The sequence below is a fragment of the Cohnella massiliensis genome, from assembly GCF_900169535.1.
GTDB classification, from domain to species: domain Bacteria; phylum Bacillota; class Bacilli; order Paenibacillales; family Paenibacillaceae; genus Cohnella; species Cohnella algarum.
On record NZ_LT821257.1, the window covers coordinates 226,837 to 251,565 of the forward strand.

At 56.6% G+C, this 24,729-nt stretch carries 29 protein-coding genes and 1 pseudogene; 2 read left to right on the forward strand and 28 right to left on the reverse strand.

Annotation, left to right across the window (positions count from 1 at the left end; genetic code table 11):
- Positions 1 to 198: 198 nt before the first annotated feature.
- The 27 genes and pseudogenes from B7E11_RS07555 to B7E11_RS07670 all read right to left on the reverse strand — a co-directional run bounded on the left by B7E11_RS07555 (position 199) and on the right by B7E11_RS07670 (position 22,749).
- Complete coding sequence (locus tag B7E11_RS07555; RefSeq protein WP_080833094.1) at positions 199 to 687, reverse strand: ExeA family protein; 489 nt, start codon at positions 685 to 687, stop codon at positions 199 to 201.
- Positions 684 to 1,961: a DDE-type integrase/transposase/recombinase gene (locus tag B7E11_RS07560; RefSeq protein ID WP_080833097.1), complete on the reverse strand. Its 1,278-nt coding sequence runs from the start codon at positions 1,959 to 1,961 to the stop codon at positions 684 to 686. Before B7E11_RS07560 ends, B7E11_RS07555 begins: the two co-directional genes overlap by 4 nt.
- Before the next feature lie 172 nt (positions 1,962 to 2,133).
- Entirely contained in the window at positions 2,134 to 2,736 is a 603-nt protein-coding gene (locus tag B7E11_RS30905; RefSeq protein ID WP_420830679.1) for a DUF6431 domain-containing protein, read from the reverse strand.
- A gap of 204 nt (positions 2,737 to 2,940) precedes the next feature.
- On the reverse strand, positions 2,941 to 3,087 hold the full coding sequence (locus tag B7E11_RS07565) for an XkdX family protein (protein ID WP_080833100.1): 147 nt from the start codon (positions 3,085 to 3,087) through the stop codon (positions 2,941 to 2,943).
- Positions 3,084 to 3,455, reverse strand: coding sequence for a hypothetical protein (locus B7E11_RS07570; protein WP_080833103.1), 372 nt, complete (start codon positions 3,453 to 3,455; stop codon positions 3,084 to 3,086). Before B7E11_RS07570 ends, B7E11_RS07565 begins: the two co-directional genes overlap by 4 nt.
- A 276-nt stretch (positions 3,456 to 3,731) precedes the next feature.
- Positions 3,732 to 5,033: pseudogene (locus B7E11_RS07575) on the reverse strand (IS1380 family transposase).
- Positions 5,034 to 5,113: 80 nt separating this feature from the next.
- Positions 5,114 to 7,321: a pyocin knob domain-containing protein gene (locus tag B7E11_RS07580; RefSeq protein WP_080833106.1), complete on the reverse strand. Its 2,208-nt coding sequence runs from the start codon at positions 7,319 to 7,321 to the stop codon at positions 5,114 to 5,116.
- Entirely contained in the window at positions 7,322 to 7,864 is a 543-nt protein-coding gene (locus tag B7E11_RS07585) for a YmfQ family protein (RefSeq protein ID WP_176220643.1), read from the reverse strand.
- A 28-nt stretch (positions 7,865 to 7,892) separates the two neighbouring features.
- Positions 7,893 to 9,005, reverse strand: a complete 1,113-nt coding sequence (locus B7E11_RS07590) for a baseplate J/gp47 family protein (protein WP_080833109.1) — start codon at positions 9,003 to 9,005, stop codon at positions 7,893 to 7,895.
- Positions 9,006 to 9,073: 68 nt separating this feature from the next.
- Complete coding sequence (locus B7E11_RS30590) at positions 9,074 to 9,199, reverse strand: hypothetical protein (protein WP_275901460.1); 126 nt, start codon at positions 9,197 to 9,199, stop codon at positions 9,074 to 9,076.
- Complete coding sequence (locus tag B7E11_RS07595) at positions 9,192 to 9,416, reverse strand: hypothetical protein (RefSeq protein ID WP_080833112.1); 225 nt, start codon at positions 9,414 to 9,416, stop codon at positions 9,192 to 9,194. The genes B7E11_RS30590 and B7E11_RS07595 overlap by 8 nt, the downstream gene beginning before the upstream one ends.
- Before the next feature lie 4 nt (positions 9,417 to 9,420).
- Positions 9,421 to 11,646 carry a hypothetical protein gene (locus B7E11_RS07600; RefSeq protein ID WP_080833114.1) on the reverse strand — a complete coding sequence of 742 codons (2,226 nt, stop codon included), beginning with the start codon at positions 11,644 to 11,646 and terminating at the stop codon, positions 9,421 to 9,423.
- 4 nt (positions 11,647 to 11,650) lie between these two features.
- Entirely contained in the window at positions 11,651 to 11,947 is a 297-nt protein-coding gene (locus tag B7E11_RS07605) for a hypothetical protein (RefSeq protein ID WP_080833116.1), read from the reverse strand.
- Positions 11,944 to 12,741: a putative phage tail protein gene (locus tag B7E11_RS07610; protein WP_080833118.1), complete on the reverse strand. Its 798-nt coding sequence runs from the start codon at positions 12,739 to 12,741 to the stop codon at positions 11,944 to 11,946. Before B7E11_RS07610 ends, B7E11_RS07605 begins: the two co-directional genes overlap by 4 nt.
- Positions 12,738 to 13,850 carry a baseplate J/gp47 family protein gene (locus tag B7E11_RS07615; protein ID WP_080833121.1) on the reverse strand — a complete coding sequence of 371 codons (1,113 nt, stop codon included), beginning with the start codon at positions 13,848 to 13,850 and terminating at the stop codon, positions 12,738 to 12,740. Before B7E11_RS07615 ends, B7E11_RS07610 begins: the two co-directional genes overlap by 4 nt.
- Positions 13,847 to 14,299: a DUF2634 domain-containing protein gene (locus B7E11_RS07620; RefSeq protein ID WP_080833122.1), complete on the reverse strand. Its 453-nt coding sequence runs from the start codon at positions 14,297 to 14,299 to the stop codon at positions 13,847 to 13,849. Before B7E11_RS07620 ends, B7E11_RS07615 begins: the two co-directional genes overlap by 4 nt.
- The gene (locus tag B7E11_RS07625; RefSeq protein WP_080833124.1) at positions 14,292 to 14,711 is read right to left on the reverse strand and encodes a hypothetical protein; all 420 of its coding nucleotides are present in this window, start codon (positions 14,709 to 14,711) and stop codon (positions 14,292 to 14,294) included. The genes B7E11_RS07620 and B7E11_RS07625 overlap by 8 nt, the downstream gene beginning before the upstream one ends.
- Positions 14,704 to 15,669 carry an XkdQ/YqbQ family protein gene (locus B7E11_RS07630; RefSeq protein ID WP_080833126.1) on the reverse strand — a complete coding sequence of 322 codons (966 nt, stop codon included), beginning with the start codon at positions 15,667 to 15,669 and terminating at the stop codon, positions 14,704 to 14,706. The genes B7E11_RS07625 and B7E11_RS07630 overlap by 8 nt, the downstream gene beginning before the upstream one ends.
- Complete coding sequence (locus B7E11_RS07635) at positions 15,666 to 16,307, reverse strand: LysM peptidoglycan-binding domain-containing protein (protein ID WP_080833127.1); 642 nt, start codon at positions 16,305 to 16,307, stop codon at positions 15,666 to 15,668. The genes B7E11_RS07630 and B7E11_RS07635 overlap by 4 nt, the downstream gene beginning before the upstream one ends.
- A 35-nt stretch (positions 16,308 to 16,342) precedes the next feature.
- The gene (locus B7E11_RS07640) at positions 16,343 to 18,517 is read right to left on the reverse strand and encodes a hypothetical protein (RefSeq protein ID WP_139787110.1); all 2,175 of its coding nucleotides are present in this window, start codon (positions 18,515 to 18,517) and stop codon (positions 16,343 to 16,345) included.
- Entirely contained in the window at positions 18,501 to 18,659 is a 159-nt protein-coding gene (locus tag B7E11_RS29425; protein WP_176220644.1) for a hypothetical protein, read from the reverse strand. The genes B7E11_RS07640 and B7E11_RS29425 overlap by 17 nt, the downstream gene beginning before the upstream one ends.
- A 23-nt stretch (positions 18,660 to 18,682) precedes the next feature.
- A complete protein-coding gene (locus B7E11_RS07645; RefSeq protein ID WP_080833130.1) occupies positions 18,683 to 19,093 on the reverse strand; it encodes a phage tail assembly chaperone in 411 nt (136 codons plus the stop codon).
- A gap of 35 nt (positions 19,094 to 19,128) precedes the next feature.
- Positions 19,129 to 19,536 (reverse strand): phage tail tube protein, encoded by a 408-nt coding sequence (locus tag B7E11_RS07650; RefSeq protein WP_080833132.1) that lies wholly within the window; start codon positions 19,534 to 19,536, stop codon positions 19,129 to 19,131.
- A gap of 15 nt (positions 19,537 to 19,551) precedes the next feature.
- Complete coding sequence (locus tag B7E11_RS07655; RefSeq protein ID WP_080833134.1) at positions 19,552 to 21,000, reverse strand: phage tail sheath subtilisin-like domain-containing protein; 1,449 nt, start codon at positions 20,998 to 21,000, stop codon at positions 19,552 to 19,554.
- 1 nt (position 21,001) lies between these two features.
- Complete coding sequence (locus B7E11_RS07660; RefSeq protein WP_080833136.1) at positions 21,002 to 21,193, reverse strand: YqzN/YkzM domain-containing protein; 192 nt, start codon at positions 21,191 to 21,193, stop codon at positions 21,002 to 21,004.
- 10 nt (positions 21,194 to 21,203) lie between these two features.
- On the reverse strand, positions 21,204 to 22,058 hold the full coding sequence (locus B7E11_RS07665) for a hypothetical protein (RefSeq protein ID WP_139787111.1): 855 nt from the start codon (positions 22,056 to 22,058) through the stop codon (positions 21,204 to 21,206).
- 109 nt (positions 22,059 to 22,167) lie between these two features.
- Positions 22,168 to 22,749, reverse strand: coding sequence for a sigma factor-like helix-turn-helix DNA-binding protein (locus tag B7E11_RS07670; RefSeq protein WP_080833793.1), 582 nt, complete (start codon positions 22,747 to 22,749; stop codon positions 22,168 to 22,170).
- 249 nt (positions 22,750 to 22,998) lie between these two features.
- Here B7E11_RS07670 and B7E11_RS07675 point away from each other — a divergent pair, with 249 nt between their 5' ends.
- Both B7E11_RS07675 and B7E11_RS07680 read left to right on the forward strand, forming a co-directional pair.
- On the forward strand, positions 22,999 to 23,376 hold the full coding sequence (locus B7E11_RS07675) for a helix-turn-helix domain-containing protein (protein WP_176220645.1): 378 nt from the start codon (positions 22,999 to 23,001) through the stop codon (positions 23,374 to 23,376).
- 101 nt (positions 23,377 to 23,477) lie between these two features.
- A complete protein-coding gene (locus tag B7E11_RS07680) occupies positions 23,478 to 24,029 on the forward strand; it encodes an ImmA/IrrE family metallo-endopeptidase (protein WP_080833142.1) in 552 nt (183 codons plus the stop codon).
- 97 nt (positions 24,030 to 24,126) lie between these two features.
- On the opposite strand, the gene B7E11_RS07685 is transcribed toward B7E11_RS07680, so the two are convergent.
- The gene (locus B7E11_RS07685) at positions 24,127 to 24,660 is read right to left on the reverse strand and encodes a type 1 glutamine amidotransferase domain-containing protein (RefSeq protein WP_080833144.1); all 534 of its coding nucleotides are present in this window, start codon (positions 24,658 to 24,660) and stop codon (positions 24,127 to 24,129) included.
- Positions 24,661 to 24,729: the final 69 nt, after the last annotated feature.

Consider the following 24,729-nt stretch of genomic DNA (forward strand, 5'->3'; position numbering starts at 1 on the left):
TATCCCCCGAGCATGCGCGTATATGGCGTCCATCGCTTCTGTCGTAAACACCGGCCCTGTACTTCCGGCAACCTCCAATTGGTGGGAGATGTCAACGCGGCACTACTCCACCGACAAGCCATCCATATGAAAACGCACGTGCATCCGATGTGTAATCGGCTTGACGACTCGCAGTTGCAACGTGGCCTGTAGTTCCGGCTATTCAATGAGCAGCAGGGCAAGCGGCGAAATCGAGTCCATACCAAAATTCGTCAAAAAGCGTATTTCTTGCAGCATGTCTCCTGAAACCAGGTTCGCTTCATCCACTACAATAACGGCGACCTTCTGCTGGTTCTCGTACAAATCCCATACGAGGTGCTGGAATTGCCGTTTGGCTTCGCTGCGCAGAAACTTGGGCGGCAAGCCGAAGTGGTGGAGGAGTTCACGGTAAAAGTCCCTTGGTTTCAGATTCGCATCCGACAGATAGATAAACCGGTACTTGTTCGGATCCAGTTGGTCTTTCAAGTAGCGAACGGCTGTCGACTTGCCGCAGCCAATTTCACCGGTGACGCAGCCAATCGAGCGAGTCATCACCATATACTGCATCCGTGCTACACATTCTTCGAATCGCTTGGAGCGGTGCAGATGCCGTGTTTCAATCTCCCGGGTGAACGGAACGCGCTCCCACCCGAAGAAACCACGAATCATGAGCGATTCACCTCTTTCATCGCTCGCGAAAGCGCAGCGCCTTGCGCTTCGCGGGTCTGCCGTTTCTGTTCTTCCACCAATAATTCCACATAGTTGAGGCCCGTCTTCGGCGGTTGCATGACGGCCTTCGGTTCATCCTGCTTCGGCCGGGTTTTCGGATCGCGGGGCTTCATTGGCTTCGCGTCTTCATAGCGCTGGCCGTCCTTCCACACCTGGATGACGGACAGGTCGTGCGGATCGAATCGCGCCTGAATCTTCGAGCCGGCAAGCTCTGTCTGGACCTCGAATATCGTGCCCAGCAGCGAGATGCATCCCGTTTTGTCCACTTTGCGGGATTCCTCCAGCAAGAATACTTCTATGAGTTCATGCGGCGGCAACATGCGAATCGGGTGGTCGTCTTTTTGGTATCGGTCGACTGGGCGCTGCTTAAAGCGCGGCACAAAGCTCTGGTCGACAAATCGGAAGAACTTTTCTTGCTTCCCGCGTCCCATAGGACGTCCGGGGCGAGTATGCTTAAGCTCTGCCCCCAGTCGCCCGCAAATCCGCTCAAAATGGTGTGAAGAATAGATGGCGCCGTTATCGACATAGATCATTTCCGGCACTCCGTTCTTTAAAATCGCCTTCTTCAGGCAATCCTCCAGCCGGGCCACACGTTCCTCGAAATAGAACTGGCCATGCACAACGAAGCGAGAGTAATCGTCAATGAAAATAACCAGATAGGCCATGACCTTCTTGCCGGGCTTGTCCGGATGCGGAAGGTAAAGGGTATGCTGCACATCGCCTTGCCACATGCTATTTCGGTGCGTGGCTTCAAACCGGCGAAAGTGGCTCCACCCCGTATTCAGTAACGCTTTGCGCGTGACGCCGCGGCGGCGAAGCTGCTTGCTAAGCGTGCTTTCTTTCAGGGTGCCGGGGGCCACGAATGCCGCCAGTTCCAGAATCGCAATAATCTGCCTGACGCTTCGGCCGGGTTGCTCCTGCTTTAAGGCAATCGCTTTGGCAAGCACATCCTCGGGGATTTCCCTGGTCGTGAGTTTGTCTGCTCGGACGGAGGGCAACAGCGCCTCCCATCCGCCTTCGCGATACGCTTTTAAATATCGCTCAAGCGTTCGTAGACTAATTCTCCTTCGCTGTCCCGACGACGTTTCATACTCATGGCTTACAATTTCGCGCATCAACGCCATCTGTTCTCCGGGATCCAATTTGCGGCTAACCAGTGATGCAATTAAGCCATAACGGAAGTTGGCTTCTTGCTGCCTTGCTTGCTCATCCATGCTAAATCTCCTCTCCCTGTGGTCTATGAGAGTATCGCATAGACGCTAGAAGCCAGGGAGGGCGCATATTTTGTGGGATCAGGAGGGCAACTTGCCGTCCAGGCGATTTTTAAAGCAATTTTGGAGGCGATTTTCGTTTGCCTTGCTCCTTGGCGGTGGATGCTGAAGGGATTTATAAGCGTGATGCTACAGGTAACCTCGCATTTAGAAACGTCCAATAGCCCCGTCTGGATGCGCCAGCGGGGATGAATCGGGGTAACAGTTTGTCCAGCCAATCCAATGTATCCATTGGCGTTGGGTTCATCATGGTGGGGTAAAGGTGGAGCATATCCGTGTCGTCCCCCTGGGCTACGAGTTTCCCAGCAACCCATAGTGCTGCATCCGCTGCGCGGCGCAGATGTCTTGCCCACCAGCGTTTCAACGTACGGCGGCTATAACGCACGGCAGGAGTTGTTGTGCTTTCTGTCGTCTGCCGCCAAGAGAATCCCTTGTGCTTGCGCTTTAATGCCGCTTCTCGCACCCAAGTCGCATACCGGGCCCATGGAATCAGGAACTCCGGCAGGAGGGAGATTGTTATTCTACAGGTAGGACAATATCGACGGTAGATCGGGATCTGGATGACCTCATGCTTCGTCACAATTCCTCGCCAATAACGACCGTGTTTATGGAGAAGCCGACCGCAGTTTTCACAGCAGAGCTGGACGTCAGGAGATTGATTTCCGAATGTGCGTAAATAAGCCTTGCAAGAAAGGCCGAAATAAAGTATTTTTGACATGATGAAGTGAATGCTCCCGGGGATCCTCGCCAAAGGTTCGGGAGCATTTTCCTTTTTAATCGACAATAGCCTAATCCACCGTCATTGTACAGAAGGGATTAGGCTATTGTCGGCTGTTTATTCGGTTTGGCTCCGCCACACCGAATGGCGAATTCATGCCTTTTTCCCGCCATAAAGTCAGGCGGCGAACAGTTAGCGACTCGCCTATACCTCGGAAATATCGTACTCCTCACCTGTAATTGCCTTATATTCTGCTGGTGTGATCACATTATATTGAACATACTTTAGTAAATGTGGCTTCTTGGCCCAACCTTTTTCATAATAGTATTTAATTCGTTCGAAATTGCTCATGTCCCCGTCTCCTCTTTCAAACCTGCTATCCTATGCTTTAATTCTAGAATTTGTTGATTCAAAATTTGATTTGCATAACGAAGTTCTAAGACATCAAGTTCACGATTCACGATTTGTTCGCCAATCGCTTCAAAGTCTGACGGCGGCAGAGGAGGTCGACCCAGATTTTCCTCATTTAATTCCATTTGCGTCTTATGGCGAATCGATTTTCCGTCTAATTTATATAAATGCGCATTGGAACTATAAACTTGCCATTTCTCAGTTGTAATTGGTAAGGCAGACTGAGGAATATCTAAACCATGAATTTCATCGACATAAAATCCTGCAATATCTCCATCATCACTAAAATCAACGAAATATTTTGGCATAGTATTCCCCCCTTAATGTCCTATAGCAATCCAATCAATTGTTCGTGCTCCATCTGAATTGATATGACTTAACCCAAAATTGCTGTTCGTTAAATTAAACCTAAATTACGAAAGCCTATAGAATCAGGCTTTTGAAGACGCAGAACTTGGATTTCACAACCAATTATGGAGGCAGAATATGCAGTCAAAATGGAATGCGAGCAAAAATGCCGTTACTTTCCCCCTCCCCACATGAAGGGGCAACGGGATTTCCAAGACACAAATTGGGATTATCGTTTATTCCAATAAAATACTTTTTCGCTCCATTCGTCGCCATGCCCACTGGTTTTGGAAAGACGTACTCAGTTTCAATGTCATTTGGCGGGCATGCTGGACAAACACACCTGCACAAACAAAAAACGTTCGCCGGAACCGCTGGATGGTGTAGGATCGGTGAATCGGCTCACAACAATGATGCTTGAATCGCTCAAAGAGATTATAGGCGAGCAGCTTTAAGAGCAGGTCGATTTCATTGGCGGCAAACGACTGCGTTGGAATGCGGTGGATGGCAAAGCCATTCTTGCCTTCCTTGATGTAGTTCTCCATGCAGCAGCGCTGGTTGTAGAGCCGCCACACATCGATGGCTTCCCATTCCTCCGTTGTGACCATGGCTTCGTATTGCCAAAGCAAATCCAGTTCCAACTGAGACTGATCCCCGTCCGAAAGCGGCATTTTGCGGGTGACAGCAACACGACGATTCTCCTACCAACCAATCGCTTGGTAGGGGAGCACGATGCCTTCAATGATCCAGTCCTCGTCCACAAAGCGTGTCCAATGCGCACAGGTTTTGACTTGGTCCTGGAGACGACTTGTCCATTTCAGCTTGCCGACGTAGCCGATCTGACGGGACTCCCAGAACGCGTAGAAGTCTTCTCCGCCAAAGCCTTTGTCAAACCGGGCATAGCGTACGTGGTGGGATTCCAACAACGCCAGCGTTTGCCGGGCAAACGAAAGGACGTCGGTCGAACTGCTCGTGTTGCCGGGACGCAGCGCGGCATTCACTAGCATTCGCGACTGCCCTTCGTACACGAGAAGGGGATGATAGCTCTTTCGGCCGCGCTTCTGACTGTTAAAACCGACTTCCGCTCCCTGCTGGTTGCCGTACACCGTCTCAACAGTCGAATCCAGATCGAGAATCAAGGAGTCGGGTAGCTGCGGTGCAATGATTTCGACATTCAGGTTTCGCAGGGCTGGCGCTAAATGGTCGTGGGCTTTGCCCAGACGAAGCAATTCCTTGTTTAACAATGTGTGATGCGGCACCCGGCCGCCCAGCGCCTGGGCGATCAAGGCATCACCTTGTAGGGATTTGAAATGAAAGAGACGTTCGCAGCCCAAAATCCAGCCGATGATGAGCATCTGCAGAATGCGATGCGTCGGAAAGATGGCATTCGCCGCTTTGGCTAGTCCAAGGCTCCGAAGGGCTTGATTCAAACCGATGTTTTCAAGAAATCCGAGGATCACCTTGCTTCCTGCAAAATTTGTTGCATTTCTCATAGAAAATGCCGTTTTCAATGACGCGATTTTTGTGGTAGACTTCACCTTAAGGGTGCTCCTCTCTTGGTTGGTGATGTTCTAGGCAAACACCATTCTACCAAAGATCTGGGCACTTTTTCATGTTTTTATGAGGTGGTACTTTCGTAATTCAGGTTAAACACATTAGCAATTCCTCCTGCAGCAGCTCCTGTCGTTTCAACAGTTGCTATTACTGAACGAAGAGAGGTTGGAAATGTAATCGGAAACGTTACTGTCGTACTACTCATCGTCGCTACAGACGGCACCCTACCCCATTGAATGATCAACCCACTATTTAGTTTCTGGTAACCATTCGGCGACGCATTTAAAGGGCTATTTCCACTGTGCCAGATAGGCCACCTATTTTGTCCGTTATTACTCTCAATCTCGGGGTCAAATTCACTTGGTGCTTTCCGAATAGTAACTGCTCCACCAATTCTTTTATACAAGCGGGTTCCATCATAGAAAGAAACACCTTGTCCGTCCCCCTGAATAGAAATTTCGCCCGTGAATACCGGATTGTCAGTCATGGCGGTAGTCTTCCAAGAAGTCCATCCTCCTTCCGTCGGTCCCCCCAAACTCGACGGATTGCCTGATCTTATATATATCTGGGCGGTATTGTAGCGAACAATAATCTGAACAATTGTATCTCCCGAAGCTTGAAGAACTAGCATTTGACTGTATCCAACATCCGGAGGTGAATTCGGATGTGTGCCGTTAAGACGATGAAATCCCGTTTGGGTAACGGTATTAAGGTCTACGTTATTAACCAACTGATTCGTTACCGCAAGTTTATCAAGTTTAACTTTATCCATAGCACTCATAAAACCCGCTGCGGACATAGTAGCGGCAGCGTGCGCAGCCCCTCCTGCACCTACATGTGAAGAAGGCACTGAATCTACAATCCCATATCCAGACAAAGTGGTTGGTCTACCGGTAAGTTCGGAAAAAGCGACATTGCCCCATGCAATGCTCCCTGCGGTCGAACCGGCTTTAAGTACTTTAGCATTGTTCGAAGTGCCAGTTGCCGGAACGTGAAGATTCCCGTCGCCAGTTGGGTGAGTATAGTTGTTGGCTCCAGTGGCTATACCATCCAACTTGCTCTTGTCCCCCGCACTCATAAATCCGGCTGCGGAAGCGGTCGCCGCAGCATGCGCAGTCCCGCCAGAACCGACATGCGATGAAGGCGCCGCATCGGTAATCCCGTATCCGGATAATGTTGTCGGTTTACCGGTTACCTCGGAAAAAGCAACATTTCCCCATGCAGCGCTCCCTGCGGTCGAACCGGCCTTCAGCACTTTGGCGTTATTCGTTGTACCGGTAGCCGGTACATGAAGGTTGCCGTCACCGGTAGGGTGCGAGTAGTTGTTTGCACCAGCGGCAATCCCATCCAACTTGCTCTTATCCCCCGCACTCATAAATCCAGCGACAGAAGTAGTGGCCGCAGCATGAGCCGCCCCTCCAGAACCAACGTGTGCCGATAAATTGGCCTGAACGCCATTAGCCTTGGTCGTTGCATCTGTGGCCGCAGATGTAATCGCCGCATCCACCTCCGCCTTACGCGCAATATCATCGGATGCGGAAGGCGCAGCCACCTTCGCTCTCCCGGCCGCATCCCGCTGCATAATCGCATTAGCCGTTGCCGCTGCTGTCGCGCCGTGTGCGCCCGTAGTCGCATCCATGTGCCCCTTTGCCGCCTCAAGCGTAGTAGCCGGAGCCGTCCTCCAACTGCTTTTGCCCGTGATCGCCTTGATCATATAACCTAAACCGCCGAACAAGCCGGTCAACGTGCCGCTATCTCCGGCAGGAGCCGTCGTATCCGTTATCGTCCGATTGCCGACGACGGCATCCGTAGCCGAGCCAGCGCCGCTAACCAATTCGAAGGTCAATGCGGTCGTGCCAAGGACAATCGAACCGGTTGTGGATAGTCGCCACTGTTTTTTCCCGTTGGATGTGCCCTCTTTAACAAAAACGGAAAGACCGCTCGCCAATTTGCCGCTCTGATCTGCGTCTGCCGCCCGCGTCCAAGTTCCCTCCGCCGCCGTGTAAATGCCGTTCTGGCTTGCGGTCGTCTGGTTTTTGACCAACACCCGATCGCCCGCGGCAAGCGCGACTCCATCCACAGTCTGCAATCCGGATATCGTAATATTAGCGGTCGTCGCCGCCCGAACTTCGGCGTTAATCGCTTTTAAACCGAGCGCGGCGTCAATTTTGTCCCAGTTATCATTCAGCATCGTCTCGATGTTAAAAGTGTCGGCGCCGTCGGTGGCCGGGTTTTTCTTCAATAGATTCCATAACGTTGTAAATACCGACATTTAAACTCCTCCCTCCCCATCCAAAAACGGCGCAAAATCCGTTAACGGGTGGCTTTGAAGTTGATTGATCGTCATTTGATTCACTTCCGAGACGGTAAGATAGCGATAAGCGAACTGAACGTCGAGATGGGCCGGCTTCACTTCTTCGATAGCCGCTTTCAGATCGTCGATATTTGGCGGCAATCCGACATTGTCGACGAATTTAACCGTAAAACGGTAAAGCGCTGGCTGTTGGGTAACTTCGATCTTTCCGTTAGTGTACGACTCTCCGATGCTTTTCAGCAGCTCGATTGTTACCGTGCCGGTTCCGCGAATTTTGGAAATCAGGTTGCTCCTCCGTTGGTCGACCGGTTTGGTTTCGTCCGTCTCGATGCCGAACTCTTTTTCCCACACGTCCAATCCCCAAGTAGCCGTCGCCACAAAAAACTGCGCCAACGTCTCGTCCAGCGCCCGTTGCAGGTCATCCAATTCACTGCCTTGAGCATCTGCAATCGAGCTCATGATTCGAGAAGTAGCATAGTACCCCGGCAAATAAGTCAACATCTGTCGGCCGCGAACGCTTTCTAACGTACTAGACACTGACGTTCACCGTCCCGGGAACAGCCACTTGGCCTAAAGCGACCTCAATATTGCCGGTTCCTTCGTTCAATTTGAGATCGGTTACGTCCACAATTTGCGGAATGTCCAGCAAAATCGCCGAGAGCCGAGAGTACCTTACAACGGAGTCGGAAAAAGCCAACTCTTTCAAATAATCGCGTAAAACATCGCCAATTGCGTTTTGGGCTTGAATCAAGGAAGCTCCGGTTGCAAGCGTCAATTTGGCGCTGACATGAATCGCAATTTCCGCAGCGGGGGCTACGGTCACGGTTGCGCCGATCGGCGCTTTTCCGCTTCCGATTGCAGGGTCCGGAGCAATGTAATTCTGCACGGCCGTAACGAGATCGGCGGACGCCGCCCGTTTTTCGCGATCGATAATAAAAACTTTGACCGTTCCCGGACCGTTCCACAATGGCTGAACCTGCACGCCTCCGACGCCGTCGACTTCCAGCCCCCATTGCAGATAGTCCGCCTTGTTGCCGCTCGTTCCCGGGCTCCGAACTTTCAGCATCAGTCGTTCCAGGAGCGATTCGTCGCTCTCGGCTTCCGTTCCGCCGGTCGTCGGAGCCGGATTGAAAATGCCGGTGACCCCCGGCACGGCGGAAACGGGAATATTGATCGCCTCTACCGCCACGTTGCCCAGGCTCCCCGCCTCCACGGCCTTGACGCTGATCAACGCTGCCCCATCCATACCCAGGATGGCTTCGGCCTCCGTCTCGAATTCAATCGAGGCTGTCCCGCTGACGGGATCCGCGGATGTGGCGACCCGCGTTCCTGCCGGAACGGTTGTCCCTGGTTTGCCAAGAAATTGAACCTGACCTTTCGCCGCCACCGCCGGACGCCGCGCAATCCCGTGCTCCTCGCAGCGCAAGTCGAGATAGCTGCCGAACGTTGTGGAAGCAAAGCCGCGCTTCAACACCTCTTGGGCCCAATTTGCGGACAAAAACAATTCATACGCCGCCGGAGCGAGCGAATCCCAAATAAATGAGCCTTCCGACTTGTCCACCTGATCCGGCACGCGCGCCAGCATCCGCTGACGAATCGCCTCTTCCGTCTGATCCTGCAAAAAATCCGGCAAAACCGCCATACCGTCACCACGCTTTCTTTGCTTTAAGAGATAGAAAAAGCCCCGCCTAAGCGGAGCTTGAATTGCATTTAGTTTTCCGTGTCCGTTTCGAAGTCGGAAAGACCTTCTTCCCGCAGCTTGCTTTGGTACGGTTCCGGGATCTCCCCAAGACGCTTCAGCTTCTGCTGAACCATGTACCGGTAAAGATTAAGCATTGGCGCCACCTCCTTCCAACGCGGCAACACGCGCCTCAAGAGCGGACACCTGCGCCACAAGCATCATGATCAGTTCCGCCGACGCCTCGCCGTTTTGCAAGACCAGGAGAATCGTTTGTCCCAAGTCCGCAAGTACCGGAGGTTCGGAAAAGCTATCAAGCTCCTGAGCAGATACGCCCCGTTGAATGAGCCATTCTCGCAAAGTCGTCATATCCATCGGATCAGCCCCCCAGCGCCTTGACGCGTTTGTAAAGTTCCGCGATTGCGTTGACGTTTACTCCGGTTGTCGTCTCTACGTCGGTAACTTTTTGGACCAGAGAGTCGACGACCGTTTTTTGATTCGTATTGTAGCTGGCGGTTGCTTCGACCGCATTGGTCGTCATTTTGTGGCGGTCGAGGGCGATGTAGGTGACGGTGTATTCGGCGGTGGGGTCGAATTGAGCGTTAGGTATCGAGGCATACTGATTGCCGTTCTGGTTGTTAACGTCATTTTTCCAAACCCAACCATCATCCTTGATACCGTTCCTGTAGATTGCTATAGGTTGATCAAGCCGATACTGCAAAGGGCAATCCGGAACATTTGAAGACGCCCCCTTTTCATTGATGTACCAGTTTAAATTTGTCGAGTGTTGTTTTGGGACGATCTTTTCCCGCACAATCATGCCTTCGAGCAGCTCGATCGTATTGCCACCGTCATGCAACCCGATCGCCCCCTCAAATCCTTCGACAGTCTCCGTGACCGTCTTCGTAAGCTGGTACGACAGCCGGTAATAATCAGAGCCCCCACTCGTAATGGCCTTAGAGGTTATCGTCGGGACAATCACTACGGATTCGGAGTTGTCCTGTGCGTTCCATGGTACCCATGTTTTCACGCCACTTCCGTTGTAAGGCTGACCGTAGTTACCATCGTTCATCTTCCAACCGTAAAAGAAAGCTTTAATTTCCACCGCTGTGGGTGAATAATTTTCCCCCCAGCCGGACTCGGTGTTTGCCACACTAAAAACAGTAGACGTTGCAGACGTAATAAATTGGTTTGCAGCAGTCATATTAGCTGCTAATGTGGATACTTTAGACAAAATAGATCCGTCAAACTTTAGTGCAAATGCTTGAGTTAATACATCACGAGCGTGAACAATACTTGTTGTAAATACAGACTTAAAGCCAGAAAAATTTGTGCTTAATGCCCATGTCAGCGATCCATCAAATGCAACATCTGTTTGCCATCGCCGTGTACATTCTCCTGTTTTGATATCGAAACTATCACGTACACTACCGTCATTACTGGAAGCAAGTTTAATTGGGATATAAATATAATCTTCGTTCCACGGCTTAAACGATGCTGGAAGATCCAACGCTGTCCCTAAGACAAGCATAGGATCAGTAAATACGTATGTCCCGCTAGCGCCTGATCGATTATAGAAATATAGCCTTAAGGTTACCGCGTTTGGTGGAGTGGTAAACGTTGTACCGGCAGAAGATGAAATATACGCCCCAGACTCATCCTGAAACTCAATAAAGAAATTTAAATTATAATTATTACTTAACGTATATTGTTGATTTGGTATGCAGGATATCCTGACCGAATTATATTGATTAGGCCCCGTCGCGTTTAGGGTGATTGAATATGGTTCGTTTATAACCGTATTTGCATGAAGTGTCCATTCGGAAAACGGCGGAAGCAAATTTTTTCCTGTCTTCCGGATCGCCCCCCCCTGAAGGTGCTGGGCGCTATCCACGTAGGGGAAATACGCCTCAACGTCTGTTATCGAAGTGCCGATCGCAGCGTATTCCGAAGCACTAACCTCATACAAAGCAATTCCATCATACCAGCACTCGCCTAATCCATTAGATGCGTAAACGTGAACGGTTAAAGTAGTAATTTTCGGTACGAACTTACGGTAACCGAAAATCCATGTCTGACTCGTATTATAGAGGACAACTTCCTGTGCTCCCAACCCGAAATCTACAGCAATGCGAGCCTGGGCAGATCCATCTGATCTTGCGTACCCCATGAACAAATATTGCTTAGTCGTATCGACCGTAAAAGTTTTAGACTTATATAACACTCCGGATATCGATGAAGAAACTTTAAGGCTTCTGTTCCCAAATTTAGCGTGAGTTGAATCCGAAACAGCCGTTATGGATACCGTTCCTCCATTAAAGCCGCCTATCCCATCTTCAAAGTTGCATTCTTTACCGAACAAGTTCACCAACGTCCGCCCATAAACCGTAGCGTTCAACGGCGAGGCCTGATCCGCCTGGATCACATTCATCCCATGCCTTAACGTGACGGTCTGCCTGGCCGAATCCTCGAACTGCGCGTGCGCATCCGCGATGCCCTGCTCCATCCGGTTCAGGTTGGCGGCGGACAGCGGGGTGCCCTGCTGGATAACCTGACCGCTCCCGTCGACGACGTGGTCGAGCCAATTCGTTTTCGTGTACGCCATTTCGCTACACCTTCTTCAACGTATATTTGAATGCCACAAGCAGCCCGTTCACGCCGGGCTTCGAGATGCTGTCCGGTTGATCGTCGAACACGGCCCCGGCCGTATCGATCAGTTGGAACTTCGTAATCGTGCCGCTCACCCCGTCCGGCAAATACAGATAAAACGTAATGACATCGCCGCTGCGCTCGGTTTTGAAGATCGGCGTCGTATGCGTCGTGGACCCGATGACATAACGCCCTTCTTTGATCAACCCCTGCAAGTAATCCTTCAGCTTCGTATGTCCAGCCGCCGTAATGCTCACAACATCACCCCCGTCCCCGCGTTCGCCTGCCCCGCAAGCCGATAATTTTTCGTTGCCCGCTCCACCGCGCCCGAAGCCGTCAACACAGTCGCCCCTTCCGCGAACAGCGTTTCGAGCTCTTCTTCCGAGCCCGCCGCAGCCTTGCCCGCGAACCGGTAAGGGCGCTGACTCCGCTCATAGCTTTGCGCGACCGTTAACGCCGGATCGTACAGCCGGCCCCGGGTCGAAGGTTCCGGCCAAGTCCCGCAAAGCGTCCCGCCGGCAAACGGAATGCCGTATACGTACCGCCGGAACTCATATGCCAATTCCAGGCTCCCCGGGTAGACGAACAGCGCCCGGAACGCGGTCCCCAGGTGAGCATGGATCAAATTTTCGATTTGGGTATAAAAGCTTGGATCCGTAATAAAAGCATTCTCAAACGTAAACACGATCGTATGCGCCGCCGCGTCCATCGTGACCGAAACCGGCTTTTGTGTGTAAGCTTCGGCCACGCTTCGGAGCACGGACGCGGAAAAAGGAGCCGAGCCCCGCAGCTTGGCGAGAATACGCCTTCTCCGCGTATCCGCATCGTCGTTTTCCGAAACGGGCAGCCCGACCGACTCTTCCCAATACCGCAGCCCCCAAGTGGCGGTAACGACGAAAAACTGCTCTAGCGTCCCGTCCAAAGCCTCCCGAAGCCGATCCAGCTCCAGGCCCTGCGCGTCCAAAATGGAGGCCATCACCTTCGACTGCTCGTAAAATCCCGGCAAATAGCCGAGCATTTCCTTTCCTCGCTCGCTCGTTATCTCCGTCATGCGAACGTCACCGCGCCTTTGACGGCAACGCGATCCGAAGCGACCGCGACGTTGTCCGCCGCTCCGTTCAGCAGCAAGCCGGAAAAATCGGAAACGCCCGGAACGTCCAGCAGCATCGCGCCGATCCGGACGTATTTGACGGAGGGATCGGAACTGAACGCGATATTCCGCAAATATTCGGTCAGCCGCGCTTCAAAAACGTTCCGAACCTCGACCAAGGAAGCCCCGGCCGCCGGCACGACCGTCGCGGATACGTCGATCGCGACCGGCTCCGCCGACGCAACCGTGACGAAGGCGCCTACGGGCGCCTTGCCTTCGCCAAGCCCCGGCACCGGGCAAATGTGCCGCTGAACCTCCGCAACGAGCGAAGCGGAGGCGGGCGACTTGTCCTCGCCAAGAATGACGACCTTGACCGTCGTCGGCCCGTTCCACAGCGGCAGCGCGATCGCCGCTCCGACGCCGGGCACCTCCAGCGCCCAGTTGATATAGTCCGCTTTGTTGCCGCCGACAGAAGGCGAGCGAACCCTTGCAAAAAAACGCGCCAGCAGCGCCGCGTCGTCCTCGGCATCCAGACCGCCGCCTATCGGCTCGGGATTGGCGACCGAAGCGATGCCGGGAACGGGCGTGACCATAAGCGCGATTTTCCCCGCCGATACGTTGCCCGCGGTTCCCGCTTCGACCGCTTCGATCGCGACCGTCGCCGTTCCGTTTGCATCGAGCATGACCGGGGCCACCGTCGCGTATTCGATCGACGGTGTTCCTGTCACCGGATCGGCGGCGGTCGCGAGCACTTGCCCGGAGGGCACGTTCGTTCCGGGCTTCCCGACGAACGCAACCTCGCCCGAAGCCTTGACCGCGCCCAGCCGGGAAATGCCGTGTTCCTCGCAGCGCAAATCGAGATAGCCTCCGAAAGTCGTCGAAGCGAACCCGCGCCTCAGCACCTCCTGCGCCCAACCCGCAGACCTGTACAGCTCATATGCCGCAGGAGCAAGAGCATCCCAAATAAAAGAGCCTTCCGACTTGTCGATCTCCGGCGAGATCCGGCCCAGCATCCGGCCGCGAATCGCTTCCTCCGTCTCGCCCTGCAAAAAATCCGGCAAAACGCTCATCCCCCGTTCATCACGCTTCCCTGCAGCAATGCCGTCTCGTCCCGCACGCTTCGCGCCTCGCAGGCGAAGACGCACTTCTCCCCTTGCCATTCGAACGAAAAATTTCCGACCGCCTCGGTGCGCGGGTCCGTCATGAGCGTTTCCGTCGTGATCCGCAAAATTTCGCTCTCGACGGCGGAACGCGACAGCCCGAGGCCGATCAGCGTTTCGAACTCCTGGCCGTAGTCGCGCGAGTAGACGAGATGGCGGTACCGCTCCGTCTGCAGCGCCTTCCGGCACCATTCCAGCCACGCGTCCGCCCCTTCCGCCTCGGCGATTCGGCCTGTCGGCGTCAGCACGAACTCGCCGGCTTCGTAATCGAAGCGCACGCCGCGACCGAACCGGACTTCGCTCTCCTCGACCTCCGCTTCCGCCGCAACCGCTTCTTCCTCCGGAAAAAGATTAGCCACTCGCTCCCACCACCTTGCATACGACGACGGCCTGGCTGCCGCCCAACACCGGAACCGCCAGCACCCGGTCGCCGGCGCGCAGCCCCGCCTGCCAGTTTACGCGGACTTCCTTCACTTCCGTCTCGTTAAAATCGAATCGGGTCGGCTGCGACGTCGCCGCGCCGGGCAGCGGCGTTCCGTCCGCCTGAACCGGGGACGTCATCGTACCCGTCAGCGAAAATGCCGGGATATGCAGCGTCGCCATCCCGTCCGCCACCATATAGTCGGGAATGGCATGGTTGAACGAGTCGAGCTTCAGCCCGCCTCCCGTAATCGTCCCGAGCTCGGCAGGCACGCCCGACACCGCCTTCGAAGCAAGGCCGGACATACGGGTTTCCAGCGTCGAGACGAGTTTTTGAAACGGATCAGACACACCAATCCCTCCTCACTTTGGCTTCCGTGGACAGCTCCAGGTCCATATGCCCCGGCGTCCCCAGCCGATGCTTGACGTAGTGGACGATCAGGTTCATTCCGTTCAGCCGCACCTTGTCCCCCGCGCGAATCGTATTGATGTCGGGAGCCGTCACGGAAAAGGTTTCCTGCAAGCCCATCAGCACGTTTTTGGCGGCTTTCTGCGCCTCGGCGACCGTCTCGATCGTCGAGTCCTGAATCACCTTTTGCAGCGTTCCGTACTTCGCCGTTTCGCCCTTGACCACTGCCAGCACCGGCGACAGCTTGTCGTCGCCCTTTTGGCAGCCGAGCACCTTCACCTGCGTGACCGCCCCTTCGAGCGACCGATTCTGGGATACCGTCTCCGCTTCCGTCAGCTCCCATACGTCCCCGTTGCCGCCGATTTTGACCAACGACAGCCCGTCCGGCGTCATGCGGGCGCGGTACAGATCCCCGCCTTTTTCCGCCGTCTCCTTCAAATCGCCCTGAATCATCGAAAAAATCGACTGGCTGCGCTTGACGCCCCGGGCGAGCGTAATTTTCGTGTCGGGGACGTCGCCGACGGGAATGTTCCAGTCTTTGGCGTACAGCTTCAAGCGCTGGGAAGCCGTCTGTCCGGCGGGCATGAGCCGCTCGTCCTCGGATTTGGCCAGATAGATGGTCCGGTCGTAAACCGTTGCCGTCAATCTTTTGCTTCCGCCGGTGAAGCTTGAACATTCCCACACCATGCCGGGATGCAGCAAATATTTCATGCCCTTCGCGCCATAAGGAATGCCGGAAATCCGAATCGCCTGCCCGGGTGCGATGGCCGGGAAGTCCGGCGTCACCTTGAACTCGATGCGGGCTCGGTATGCGATTTCCTCCAGCGAATCCTCCAGCGTAATCTCCTCGATCAAATCGCGAAGATAGAATTTGTCGCTGAGCACCACTTCGTAGCTCATGGCATCACCAGCTTTTGTCCGGGAAAAATCCGGTTCGGATCGCTCCCGATTTGGGCTTTGTTTTTCTCGTAAATAGCCGACCATTTGGAACTGCTGCCAAGCTCCCGTTTCGCGATGCCGGACAGCGTATCTCCCGAAACGACCGTATACACTTTGGGTACCGGCTTCGTATCCGGCCGGGCGGCCTTGACCGCCTGGCCCGATACCGCCGCCGCAGCCGCCGCGCCGCGCACTTTCATGTCCTGCCAAGTCCGGAAAGTGACGTCGAACGCGATATCGTCCGGTTCGCCGCCTCGAAACATCGACGTGTGGGCGGCGACGTACACCAGAACGTTGACCCCTGTATCCGTCACCAGCAAGCGGACGGGTTGCCTGCTGTTCATCCAGATCGTCAGCTGGTTCATGGCGGTCCGGGGATCCGGCAGGTCCTGGTAGCGGCAGTAGGAGGGATCGTACGTTTTTGGAAAAAAGGAAGAGAAGGCGATTTCTTTCACCTTCTCTTGCTGAGCCGCGTCCACTTCGCCGAGCGACAAAATGTTGAACGTCTCGAATTGCTTGTCGCGCCGGATCGAAATCTCCTCCGGATTTACGGGAAAATGAAACTTCTCCCCGGAAGCGTCGATCAAATAAATGTCCATGGGCGCTCCCCTCTTTCTCTCGACCAACCTGTATATTAAACCCTGTTTTCCAGGGATTGCTGAATGGAGGCGGAAATTCTCGCGCTGACCTGTGCCGCAATGGCGTTATAGTCCAACTCCTGCTCCTTGACCGTCAGCTGCACCGCTCCGGGGGCTACGCTGATGTTGATCGGCGCCGGCTGCGGCGGCATAACGGCCGTTCCGCCGGGCGTCCCGATCGCGGCGGCGTTAGGCAGCCCGCCGGCGAACGAAGCCGTAGGCCGCGGAGCCAGCGTGCCGGGCGGCCCGCTCGGTTTGCTGGCAATAGCATTTTCCAGGTTACGGAAAAGGCTTGTCAGTCTTTCAAAAAAAGAGTTCAGCCACGACTCGCCCCCTTGGACTCCGCCAATCGGGTTCGACCCTGATAAAGGAACGATCCCGGCGCCTGCGCTGCTGTTCGTCACCCCTGCTTGGATTCCGGGTCCGGGGACGCGTCCGCTGCCGTAGCTCATGACGGCGGCGGATAACGCCATCGTTTGCGCGAGTCCGTTGCGTCCCGCGACGGACATCCCGCCTATCCCGCTGTTCATCTGCAACGCGGCGGAGCCGGAATAGGACGCGGCATGACCGTCCTTCGCAGGCGCTTTGGCCGCAGAAGCCGCTGCTTCTTGCGGATCGTTCTTTTCCTTCTTTTTGCCGAATGGCCAAAAGCTCTTGATTTTGTCGATGACCCCGGCCGCTTTTTCGCTAACCCATTCCCCCGCGGCGCTGCCGGCCATCCCCAGCGCAATCGTTCCTACGCCGGGAAAAACAATGGATCCGAGCGCGGATCCGACCACTCCGCCAACCGTTCGGCCGATCGCCTTGTTCCGCTCCTCGCCGGGCTCGGCCCTTGCGATATCCATTGCGCCCAGCACCACGCCCGCGGGTCCGAGCAGCTTCCCCGCTCCTCTGGCCAGATTTTTGCCCGCCGCAAGCATTCGGCCTCCGAAGGTTTTCGGTTTCTTGGCGGCCGAATCGGCCTCGGTTGTGTTTGCCGATTTGGCCGAATCCCCCGATGCGCCGGCCTCATCCGGATTGCCGAACAACCCTTTGGCCCTCTCGGCAATCGAACGGCCGAAGTTTTTGAACCTTTCCCAAGGTCCCTTGGCCTTATTCGCTTTCGCTTCTCCCGCTGTCTCTTCGTTCTGCGTTGTTCCGGCGGCCTTTTGGTTTGCGGACGTTTTGTCCGCAGCCGTCGTATCCGGGGCCGTCCGATCGGCGGCCGTTTTTCCGGCAGCCTTCTTTTTCGCGGCCGTTTTTCCGGCAGCCTTCTGATCTGCGGAAGTTTTATCCGCGGCCGTCGAATCCGGGGCTGTCCGATCGGCGGCCGTATTTCCGGCAGCGTTCTTTTGCGCGGCCGTTCTTCCGGCAGCCCTTTTGCCTGAGCTACGCCCTGCCTTTTTCCCTTTCCTTCCGCCGCCCACGCTCGAATCTCCTTCGCACTTGCACGTACAGACGCACTCGACCTTCTGGGCGACTTTATTGCTATTGGCTTCATTCTGCTTTTCAGGCAGCAAGAGCTTTAAGAAGCCGAGCCCCTTTTTATTCGACAACTTCTCAATCAGCGGGTCTGCCTTCGAGGCCATATTTTCCATTGCGCGATCCTTGAAAGCCTTGCCAAAGTCCTTTCCCAGGCCCTTGATTTGCTTTAACCATCCGGGCTCTTTCGCTTCGCCGCTTGCTTCTTTGCCTTTGTCGCTTCCCGCCTCTTTGTCCTTGGCGCCAGCCGTGCCTCCGTCTCCGCAAATGCATTCGCACGTCGACTTCATGGCCACCGCCAGGTCCAGCTTGGCCTCCACCGACGTCTTCACGGTCGTCTCGACCGTCGATTTTAAGCGCTCGGCCGTTTGCTTGTTCGACTCAAAGCTCGCCTGCAAGCTCACTTCCCAGCTTTTGCTCGTAATCGATTCCAGGTGCTTGCGAATGTTCGCGATCGGCGCGCACAGGCAGTCGCTCAGCGCAATGTCGATACGGACCCGTTTGCGGCCGAGAGCGTCGAGGCGCCGAAAGAGGCGATCCAGCTTTTTATCCGTCCGGTCGAAAAGGTTCAACCCGAGCTTGCCGAGCAGCTCCATGCGCTTTTGCAGCCGTGCCATATATTTGTCCAGCGCGCCGGCCGCGCGAATCGCCCCGGACCATCCGTCCGCCCCGATAACCATATCGATTCCTTGTTCAGCGATCTCCTCCACCTCCCTTCTTTCCGGAGGACGCCGCCCGCTCCGCTTCGAGCTCCAGTTCCATGCTCGCCATCAAAAACAGCTGCTCGCCCCGCGGCAGCTGCCAGAAGGCGCCGGGGCGCAGGTGATGCCTGACCCAGATGGCATGCAGCATGCCCGCCAGCGCCCCGGTGCGGATCAGTTTTTTACGTCTTCAAGCTCCGTATTGAAGCCGGACAGGTCCAGAACGACGTCGCCGAGCGCGGACAGCTCGCCCGCGAGCAGGATTCGCTTGATGACCTCCTCGGCGCTGCTTGCCTGGAACTTCGCCAGCAGCTGCGGATTGCCCCAGCCGGGAGAAGCGGTGCTGGCCGCGATCAGCGACACGTTGAACAGTTCTTCGTCCAGCCGCTCGATCGTCTGGCCCCGCTTCTCCTTCCGTTCCGTGCAGCGCTCGCGAATGCCGAACACCTGCTTGCCGGTCAGCCCTCGCAGCTTGACCGGAATGCCGAGCCGCTCCAGCAGCACCGTCCGTTCCGGAACTTTATCGGCGTCAAGCAGGCGCTGCAGCACCTGCTCCTCCGTCATCTGTTCCAATTCCGTTGCCATCGATTCGTCCTCCTTCTAATATTCATTCGTGCCGTTTAGCCCGCCACGATCGGGTCGAGCAGCTCGTAGCCTTCGAACGTGAAGGCCGTCTCCTCCGTCACTTCCTCGCCCGCCGTCCAGTTGGCCAGCTGAATGCGGTCGGCCACGCAGCCGATCAGCTTGACGCGCTCGAAGCCGTAAGCCTCGGGATCGCTCAGCTTGTTGATGATCTCGAATTTCGCGAAACCGCGGCGGATCATGTCGCTCGTCACCTTGAAGCCGCTCATCGTGCCGGTGCCTTTTTTCGCGCCGAGCTTGTGCACGGTCCATTCCGAGCCGGACAGCTTCAGTTCGCGCTTTTCCACTTCGACCGCGGCTTCCAGATGATTGATGTTCGTTTGCCACACCCCGTCAACGAAAACTTGCCCGTACGTGCCGAGAATGGCTCTGGTCGGATCCATCATGTTCCGTTATCCCCCTTATTGCACGATGAACGTGCCGAAAATTTGTTCCACCACGTCGGTGAGCTTCGCTTCCCATTTGAGGAATACCTGGTCGGGCTCGGCCGCGAAGGAGGTATCGACGTAGACGTCGTAGCCGGTCGCTTCGATGACGCCCGCCTGGGCCAGCGTCTGCAAATATTGCTTGCACGCGCCGATCAGCGCAAGCCGGCCTTCCTCGGTGTTGTTCACTTTGCCGATATAGTTGTCCTCCGCCGTGCGCTGGAGGTCGGCATTGATCGTGTCGATGACGCGGATCGTGCGGATTTTTTTCCAGGCGTTGCTTTGGCCTTCGCCCGGCGAGACGAGCGTGTTGATGCCGCGCAGCGCCTTCACCTGACGGCCGTCATGAACGTGGAGAAACACGCCGCCGCGCACCGCCTGCTCCTGCTCGGAGCGGGTCCAGCGCCGGGTCACGTCCTCGAACGGAGCCGGAGCGTACGTCGTCGATTGGCTAAGCGACTGGCCCGCGATCAGGCCGGCGACATAGGCGGCCGTCTGGGCGGAGCTGTACTCGACGCCGGCCAGCTTCACGCCGGCGCCGACGTTGACGACGCCTTCGCTGCTCATGGCGGCGCTGCGGGCGACGGCCTTGCCGACGGAGTCGGCCGCCTTGTCGTCGGCGATTCCGCCGCCGACCACAAGAATGGCGCCCGCGCCTTCCTCGCGGATGCGGGCGATCCATGCCGCCGCGCTGGCGAGCAGCGCCGCGTCGGACACGCCGTCCAGCGCCACGGCGTTGAACGATTGCGTCTCGAAAGCCGCGAACGCTTCGATATAGTCGCCGTTGGCGATGCCGGAAAGGCCCGAATTGCCCCCGGCCAGCGCGGCCCCCGATACGGCGGCAAGCGTGCCGTTTCCGTCGTCGACCTTCGACGCGACGATCCACTTGTTGGCGGCGTCGCCGTTAATCGCCTCGACGGCTGCATCCGCCGAGCCGTCCGCGAACGTGAACGTGCGGAGAAGCTTCGTTTCCTCGTACAGCTTCAAGTCCTTGAGCGCGGAATCGGCCGCGTTCGCCTGCACCGTCACCCGGAACTTGTTGCCGCGCTCGCCGCTGTACTTCGCTTCGAGCTTCAGCACGTCGGCCGGCGTCGTCGCGTTGTCCGAGAGCGTGATCGACGCTTTCGCGTCGGTGCCGTCGGTCAGCCGGTACGCCAGCAGCTTGCTCGCGCCGCCCAGCAAGCCGAACCGGAGCGTCGCATACGCCGTCGCCCCGCCGGAATCGTCGGCCGAAAACGCCTCGATCGCTTCATTTTCGCTGCCCAGCTCGACGATTTGACGCACCGGTCCCCAATGGGCTTTTACCGGGAAAATGACCGTTCCCCTCGCACCTTGTCCGATCGCCGCCGTCGCCGCCGAGCGAAATGCCATATAAAAGCCGGGCAATACCGGCAAATCCGTCGCGCTCCAATTGCCTCCTGCCATTTCACTTCACCTTCCTGTCCAAAAATTGGTTGATATAACGCTTCGCTTCCGCTACCGACAGCCGTTCCTTGCCGACGCCGTGCAAGGCGCCCGCGAGCACCTCGCCGGGGACGCCGAACAGGCCGGCCGAGCTTTCCGCAAGCTCCTCGCGGCCGTATTGGGCGGCCGGAGCCGCCGATTTCTTCTCTGCCACAGGACTCACCTCATGATCCGATTTCATTGAAAAAAACTTCCCTCATCAGCGGAGCGTCCTCTGCGAATGACTCCCGCTTCACGCGCCGCGACAGCGCGACCGTCAATTGCCCTTCCGCGATCGGGTCCGCGCCGAAGTCGATCCCGCTCTCCTCGACGGCCAGCCAGCGCCGGTCCGCCGCGGACAAAACGACTTTGCCGTCCAGCTTCAGACTCGAAGCCAAAAGCGCCGCCGCTTCCCGCTCTTCGTTATCGGTCCGCCCCGCCACGTGGCCGACCAGCCTTTTGCGAACGACGAGCGCCGCCGCGTTGCCCGGCCCCGTTTCCATGCCGCCGAGCCGCCAAAGCACGGCGGGGCGCAAATAGGAAGACGGCCACTCGTTCAGGCAAACTTGCCAGGAGCCTCCCAGCAAAGCCCTCGTCCAAGCGGCGATCGCTTCCAGCCACGGATCGTCCGGGACGGTTTCGGCCAGCGCCGCGGGCTGCACGGCGTCGACGGCGAACCGCAAAATCCGCGACAGCGTCTGCCGCTCGCCGTCCACGCGATCGCGGCCGATCGTGCCGATGTACCGGCAGAAGAAGGCGTCCCCCGTATCCGGGTCCGTCATCGTCCGCTCGTCCAGCGACCGGATGACGGATTCCGCCAACCGGTCGACGGCATCGAAGCCCGCCGCTTTCGCTTCGTGCAGCCACACTTCGTAGCGCTTGCGGAACCCGGGAAACCCGCTTCCGCTGCCGGTTTCCCACCCTTGCTGAAGGACCAGATAAGGCTTGTCCGCCGACGCGTAATCGTCATGGGGCTCCAGCACCCGCCCGCCGAGCGCGGGAATGTCAGCGGAGAGCCGCTGACGGATGGTGTTTCTCATGACAAACCGCCACATCCTTTGCCGCCAATTTGCTTACCCTCCCAAGATCCGATTTCGGAACAGGAACGTATGTTCCTGCCCCTCATCTATAAGTGGCATTCGTACGACATCATCCGACGAGGAACATGCCGCCGACGTTCGCCGAAATTTTCCGCTGCGCCCGCAGCACGTAGGTGGAGACGCTGGACTTGCTGATGCGGAGCAGGCCGGCGATTTCCGCATTGGAGTAGCACTGGGCGTGGGCGAGCACGTAGCAGTCTCGTTCCCGTTCGGTGAGTCCCGCCATGGCGGCTTCGATCCGGCTCTGCCGCTCGCTCCCGCCCGCCTCGTCGGCTGCTGTCCGGGAATCGGCCGCGGCCGCGGCGGGCAGCCGGGCCGGATCCGTCAATATTTCGCGCTGAGCGCCCGACCGCCGCTCGATTCCCCGCCGGTTGCCCGGCCTTCTCCCGGTTTCCAGCCATTCGATGACATAATTGCAGCTTGCGATCATCTCGATCACGAGCTTGCGCTGCCGTTCCAGTTCGAGCAGCTCGTCCATTTGCTCGATCGTCCGAACCGGCTCCAGGGCCGCGATCCCCCTCGTGAGCCGGTCGGCCGCCAGCAGCAGCCCTCTTCTCGTCTCCCGGTACGTTTCGGCCGTCGCCTTCCCCAAATCCGCCTTGTTTCCCCTTACGGTCGCTTCCTTTTCCATGCTTTTACCCTCGCTCTCTTCTGCTTTTTTGGTTTTTGCCAATTTGGCAAACATACGATATGCGAAAACTGCGAAAAACAACAAAGTCGGCCGCCCCCATGCGAATCTCCGAAAGGGAACGTGTGTTCGATTATATTTTGCCAAAACGGTAAATGTCAATCCTTTTGGACAAATTTAGATTCTTTATTTTGCCGAATCGGAAAATATGGTATACTGGAACTACCTTATCTCGAAAGAAGGAAGATGGTCATGACGCTGGGCAGGCGGCTTCGCGAACGAAGAGACAGCTTGGGCAAAACGCAACTGGACGCGGCCAGAGACCTCGGCATCAGCAACGTGCAGCTTTCCCGTTACGAATCCGACGACCGCAAGCCGGAGCCGGAAATGCTCCTCAGGTTCGCGGAATATTATCATACGACGGCCGATTATTTGCTGGGCCGAACCGACGAATGGCAGCCGAACTCCTCGGAAGCGTTCGAGCAATTCATCCGGAACCCGGAGCACGGCATTTTTTTCAAGGACTACCTGGAAGCGCCGGAGGAGCGGAAAGCGGAGATGCGCAGATTCTGGGAGTTCATTCGGGAGAAAGAGAAAGGCCGCAAACCTGGAGACCGGCAAGGGGAATGACGGAACCCGATCTGACGTACCGCGATTAACGCCCGCATGGGCTTTTATTTATCGCTCTTTACCGAACATACATTCCCACTGGGGCGAGGTGCATTTTATTTATGCTGCGATACTACCAGCCGACTCCGTTCGAAGAATGGATTGAAAATTTGTGGCGAAAAGCCGGCATCGCGACGCCCGAGCAGCTGACAATCGACGAGGTGGCGGCCCGGCTCAACGTTTGGGTTCACTATTTGAACGTTTCGAGCCGGGCGCTCGAATGGACGGGCATGCGCTCCATCCTGATCGACAAGCGGCTGAGCCGGGCCGAGCAGTGGGGGGACTTTCTTCACGAGCTGTGCCATATTTTGCGGCATGCGGGCAATCAGACGTTGATGCCCCGTTCTTTTCTGGAGCATCAGGAGGCCGAAGCGAACCGGTTCGCGCTGTATGCGTCCATGCCTTATTACATGTTGAAAAAGATCCGCCTGCCCGAACGGCGAAGCGAAGCGATCGCTCACATCGCCTCCAGGTTCGGCGTGACCTTCTCGCTTGCGAGCCGGCGTCTGGACCAAATTCAACGCCGCACGTTCGAAGCGATTTTGTGGGCGGAATTCGGACGGCTGGAGCTCGAGCGCCAACAGCGGCTTCGCTGCTCCGGCCAGCGGCCGTGAGAACGAAGCCGGCATGAGCGTCGGCGCGATCCCCCGGCGAAATAACGGCCGCCCGACACCGTCAAACAGTGCCGGGCGGCCGTTCGAGCCGTTCCGTTCAATATGCCGAGACGCCGATCTTGTCGATGATGGCCTGAATGAAAGCCGGCTCGTCCTGCGGCCCGCGCGACGTGATGAGATTCCCGTCCACCGCGACTTCCCGGTCGACGAACGTTCCGCCCGCCTCCTCGATCTCGCCGCGAATGCCGGCATAGCCCGTCAGCGTCTTGCCGCCGAGCAGGCCCGCCCTGGCCAGCACTTGCGGGCCGTGGCAGATCGCGGCGATCGGGATGCCCTTGCCGTTCGCCCGTTTGACGAAGTCGACGATCGCTTCGTCTTCGCGGAGCGCCGCGGGGGACTTGCCGCCCGGGATGATAACGGCTTCGTAATCTTCCGGGTTCGCTTCCTTGGCCGTCAGGTGGGAACGGTAGGAAATCGTGCCCTTCTTCCCGCGCAGCTCCTGATTTTTGGCAAGGCCGATAATAACGGGGTCGTTGCCGTTTTCGACGATCGCGTCGTAAGGATTTTTCATCTCGGAATCCTCGTAGCCGTCTGCAAGCAGGAAGGCGACTTTACGGACGCTTTGTTTCATGGCGGTCACATCCTTTTGCCGTTTACGGTTAGATTACCCAACCGGCCGGCATCCGAACCCCGTCGCCTC

What these genes read in the sequence shown, in the direction of transcription:
- B7E11_RS07555 (WP_080833094.1), bottom strand. Translation starts at nt 687, where the DNA reads ATGATTCGTGGTTTCTTCGGGTGGGAGCGCGTTCCGTTCACCCGGGAG.
- B7E11_RS07560 (WP_080833097.1), bottom strand. Translation starts at nt 1,961, where the DNA reads ATGGATGAGCAAGCAAGGCAGCAAGAAGCCAACTTCCGTTATGGCTTA.
- B7E11_RS30905 (WP_420830679.1), bottom strand. Translation starts at nt 2,736, where the DNA reads ATGTCAAAAATACTTTATTTCGGCCTTTCTTGCAAGGCTTATTTACGC.
- B7E11_RS07565 (WP_080833100.1), bottom strand. Translation starts at nt 3,087, where the DNA reads ATGAGCAATTTCGAACGAATTAAATACTATTATGAAAAAGGTTGGGCC.
- B7E11_RS07570 (WP_080833103.1), bottom strand. Translation starts at nt 3,455, where the DNA reads ATGCCAAAATATTTCGTTGATTTTAGTGATGATGGAGATATTGCAGGA.
- B7E11_RS07580 (WP_080833106.1), bottom strand. Translation starts at nt 7,321, where the DNA reads ATGTCGGTATTTACAACGTTATGGAATCTATTGAAGAAAAACCCGGCC.
- B7E11_RS07585 (WP_176220643.1), bottom strand. Translation starts at nt 7,864, where the DNA reads ATGTTGACTTATTTGCCGGGGTACTATGCTACTTCTCGAATCATGAGC.
- B7E11_RS07590 (WP_080833109.1), bottom strand. Translation starts at nt 9,005, where the DNA reads ATGGCGGTTTTGCCGGATTTTTTGCAGGATCAGACGGAAGAGGCGATT.
- B7E11_RS30590 (WP_275901460.1), bottom strand. Translation starts at nt 9,199, where the DNA reads ATGCTTAATCTTTACCGGTACATGGTTCAGCAGAAGCTGAAGCGTCTT.
- B7E11_RS07595 (WP_080833112.1), bottom strand. Translation starts at nt 9,416, where the DNA reads ATGGATATGACGACTTTGCGAGAATGGCTCATTCAACGGGGCGTATCT.
- B7E11_RS07600 (WP_080833114.1), bottom strand. Translation starts at nt 11,646, where the DNA reads ATGGCGTACACGAAAACGAATTGGCTCGACCACGTCGTCGACGGGAGC.
- B7E11_RS07610 (WP_080833118.1), bottom strand. Translation starts at nt 12,741, where the DNA reads ATGACGGAGATAACGAGCGAGCGAGGAAAGGAAATGCTCGGCTATTTG.
- B7E11_RS07615 (WP_080833121.1), bottom strand. Translation starts at nt 13,850, where the DNA reads ATGAGCGTTTTGCCGGATTTTTTGCAGGGCGAGACGGAGGAAGCGATT.
- B7E11_RS07630 (WP_080833126.1), bottom strand. Translation starts at nt 15,669, where the DNA reads ATGAGCTACGAAGTGGTGCTCAGCGACAAATTCTATCTTCGCGATTTG.
- B7E11_RS07635 (WP_080833127.1), bottom strand. Translation starts at nt 16,307, where the DNA reads ATGGACATTTATTTGATCGACGCTTCCGGGGAGAAGTTTCATTTTCCC.
- B7E11_RS29425 (WP_176220644.1), bottom strand. Translation starts at nt 18,659, where the DNA reads ATGCTGCATGCCATCTGGGTCAGGCATCACCTGCGCCCCGGCGCCTTC.
- B7E11_RS07645 (WP_080833130.1), bottom strand. Translation starts at nt 19,093, where the DNA reads ATGGCAACGGAATTGGAACAGATGACGGAGGAGCAGGTGCTGCAGCGC.
- B7E11_RS07650 (WP_080833132.1), bottom strand. Translation starts at nt 19,536, where the DNA reads ATGATGGATCCGACCAGAGCCATTCTCGGCACGTACGGGCAAGTTTTC.
- B7E11_RS07655 (WP_080833134.1), bottom strand. Translation starts at nt 21,000, where the DNA reads ATGGCAGGAGGCAATTGGAGCGCGACGGATTTGCCGGTATTGCCCGGC.
- B7E11_RS07665 (WP_139787111.1), bottom strand. Translation starts at nt 22,058, where the DNA reads ATGAGAAACACCATCCGTCAGCGGCTCTCCGCTGACATTCCCGCGCTC.
- B7E11_RS07670 (WP_080833793.1), bottom strand. Translation starts at nt 22,749, where the DNA reads ATGGAAAAGGAAGCGACCGTAAGGGGAAACAAGGCGGATTTGGGGAAG.
- B7E11_RS07675 (WP_176220645.1), top strand. Translation starts at nt 22,999, where the DNA reads ATGACGCTGGGCAGGCGGCTTCGCGAACGAAGAGACAGCTTGGGCAAA.
- B7E11_RS07680 (WP_080833142.1), top strand. Translation starts at nt 23,478, where the DNA reads ATGCTGCGATACTACCAGCCGACTCCGTTCGAAGAATGGATTGAAAAT.
- B7E11_RS07685 (WP_080833144.1), bottom strand. Translation starts at nt 24,660, where the DNA reads ATGAAACAAAGCGTCCGTAAAGTCGCCTTCCTGCTTGCAGACGGCTAC.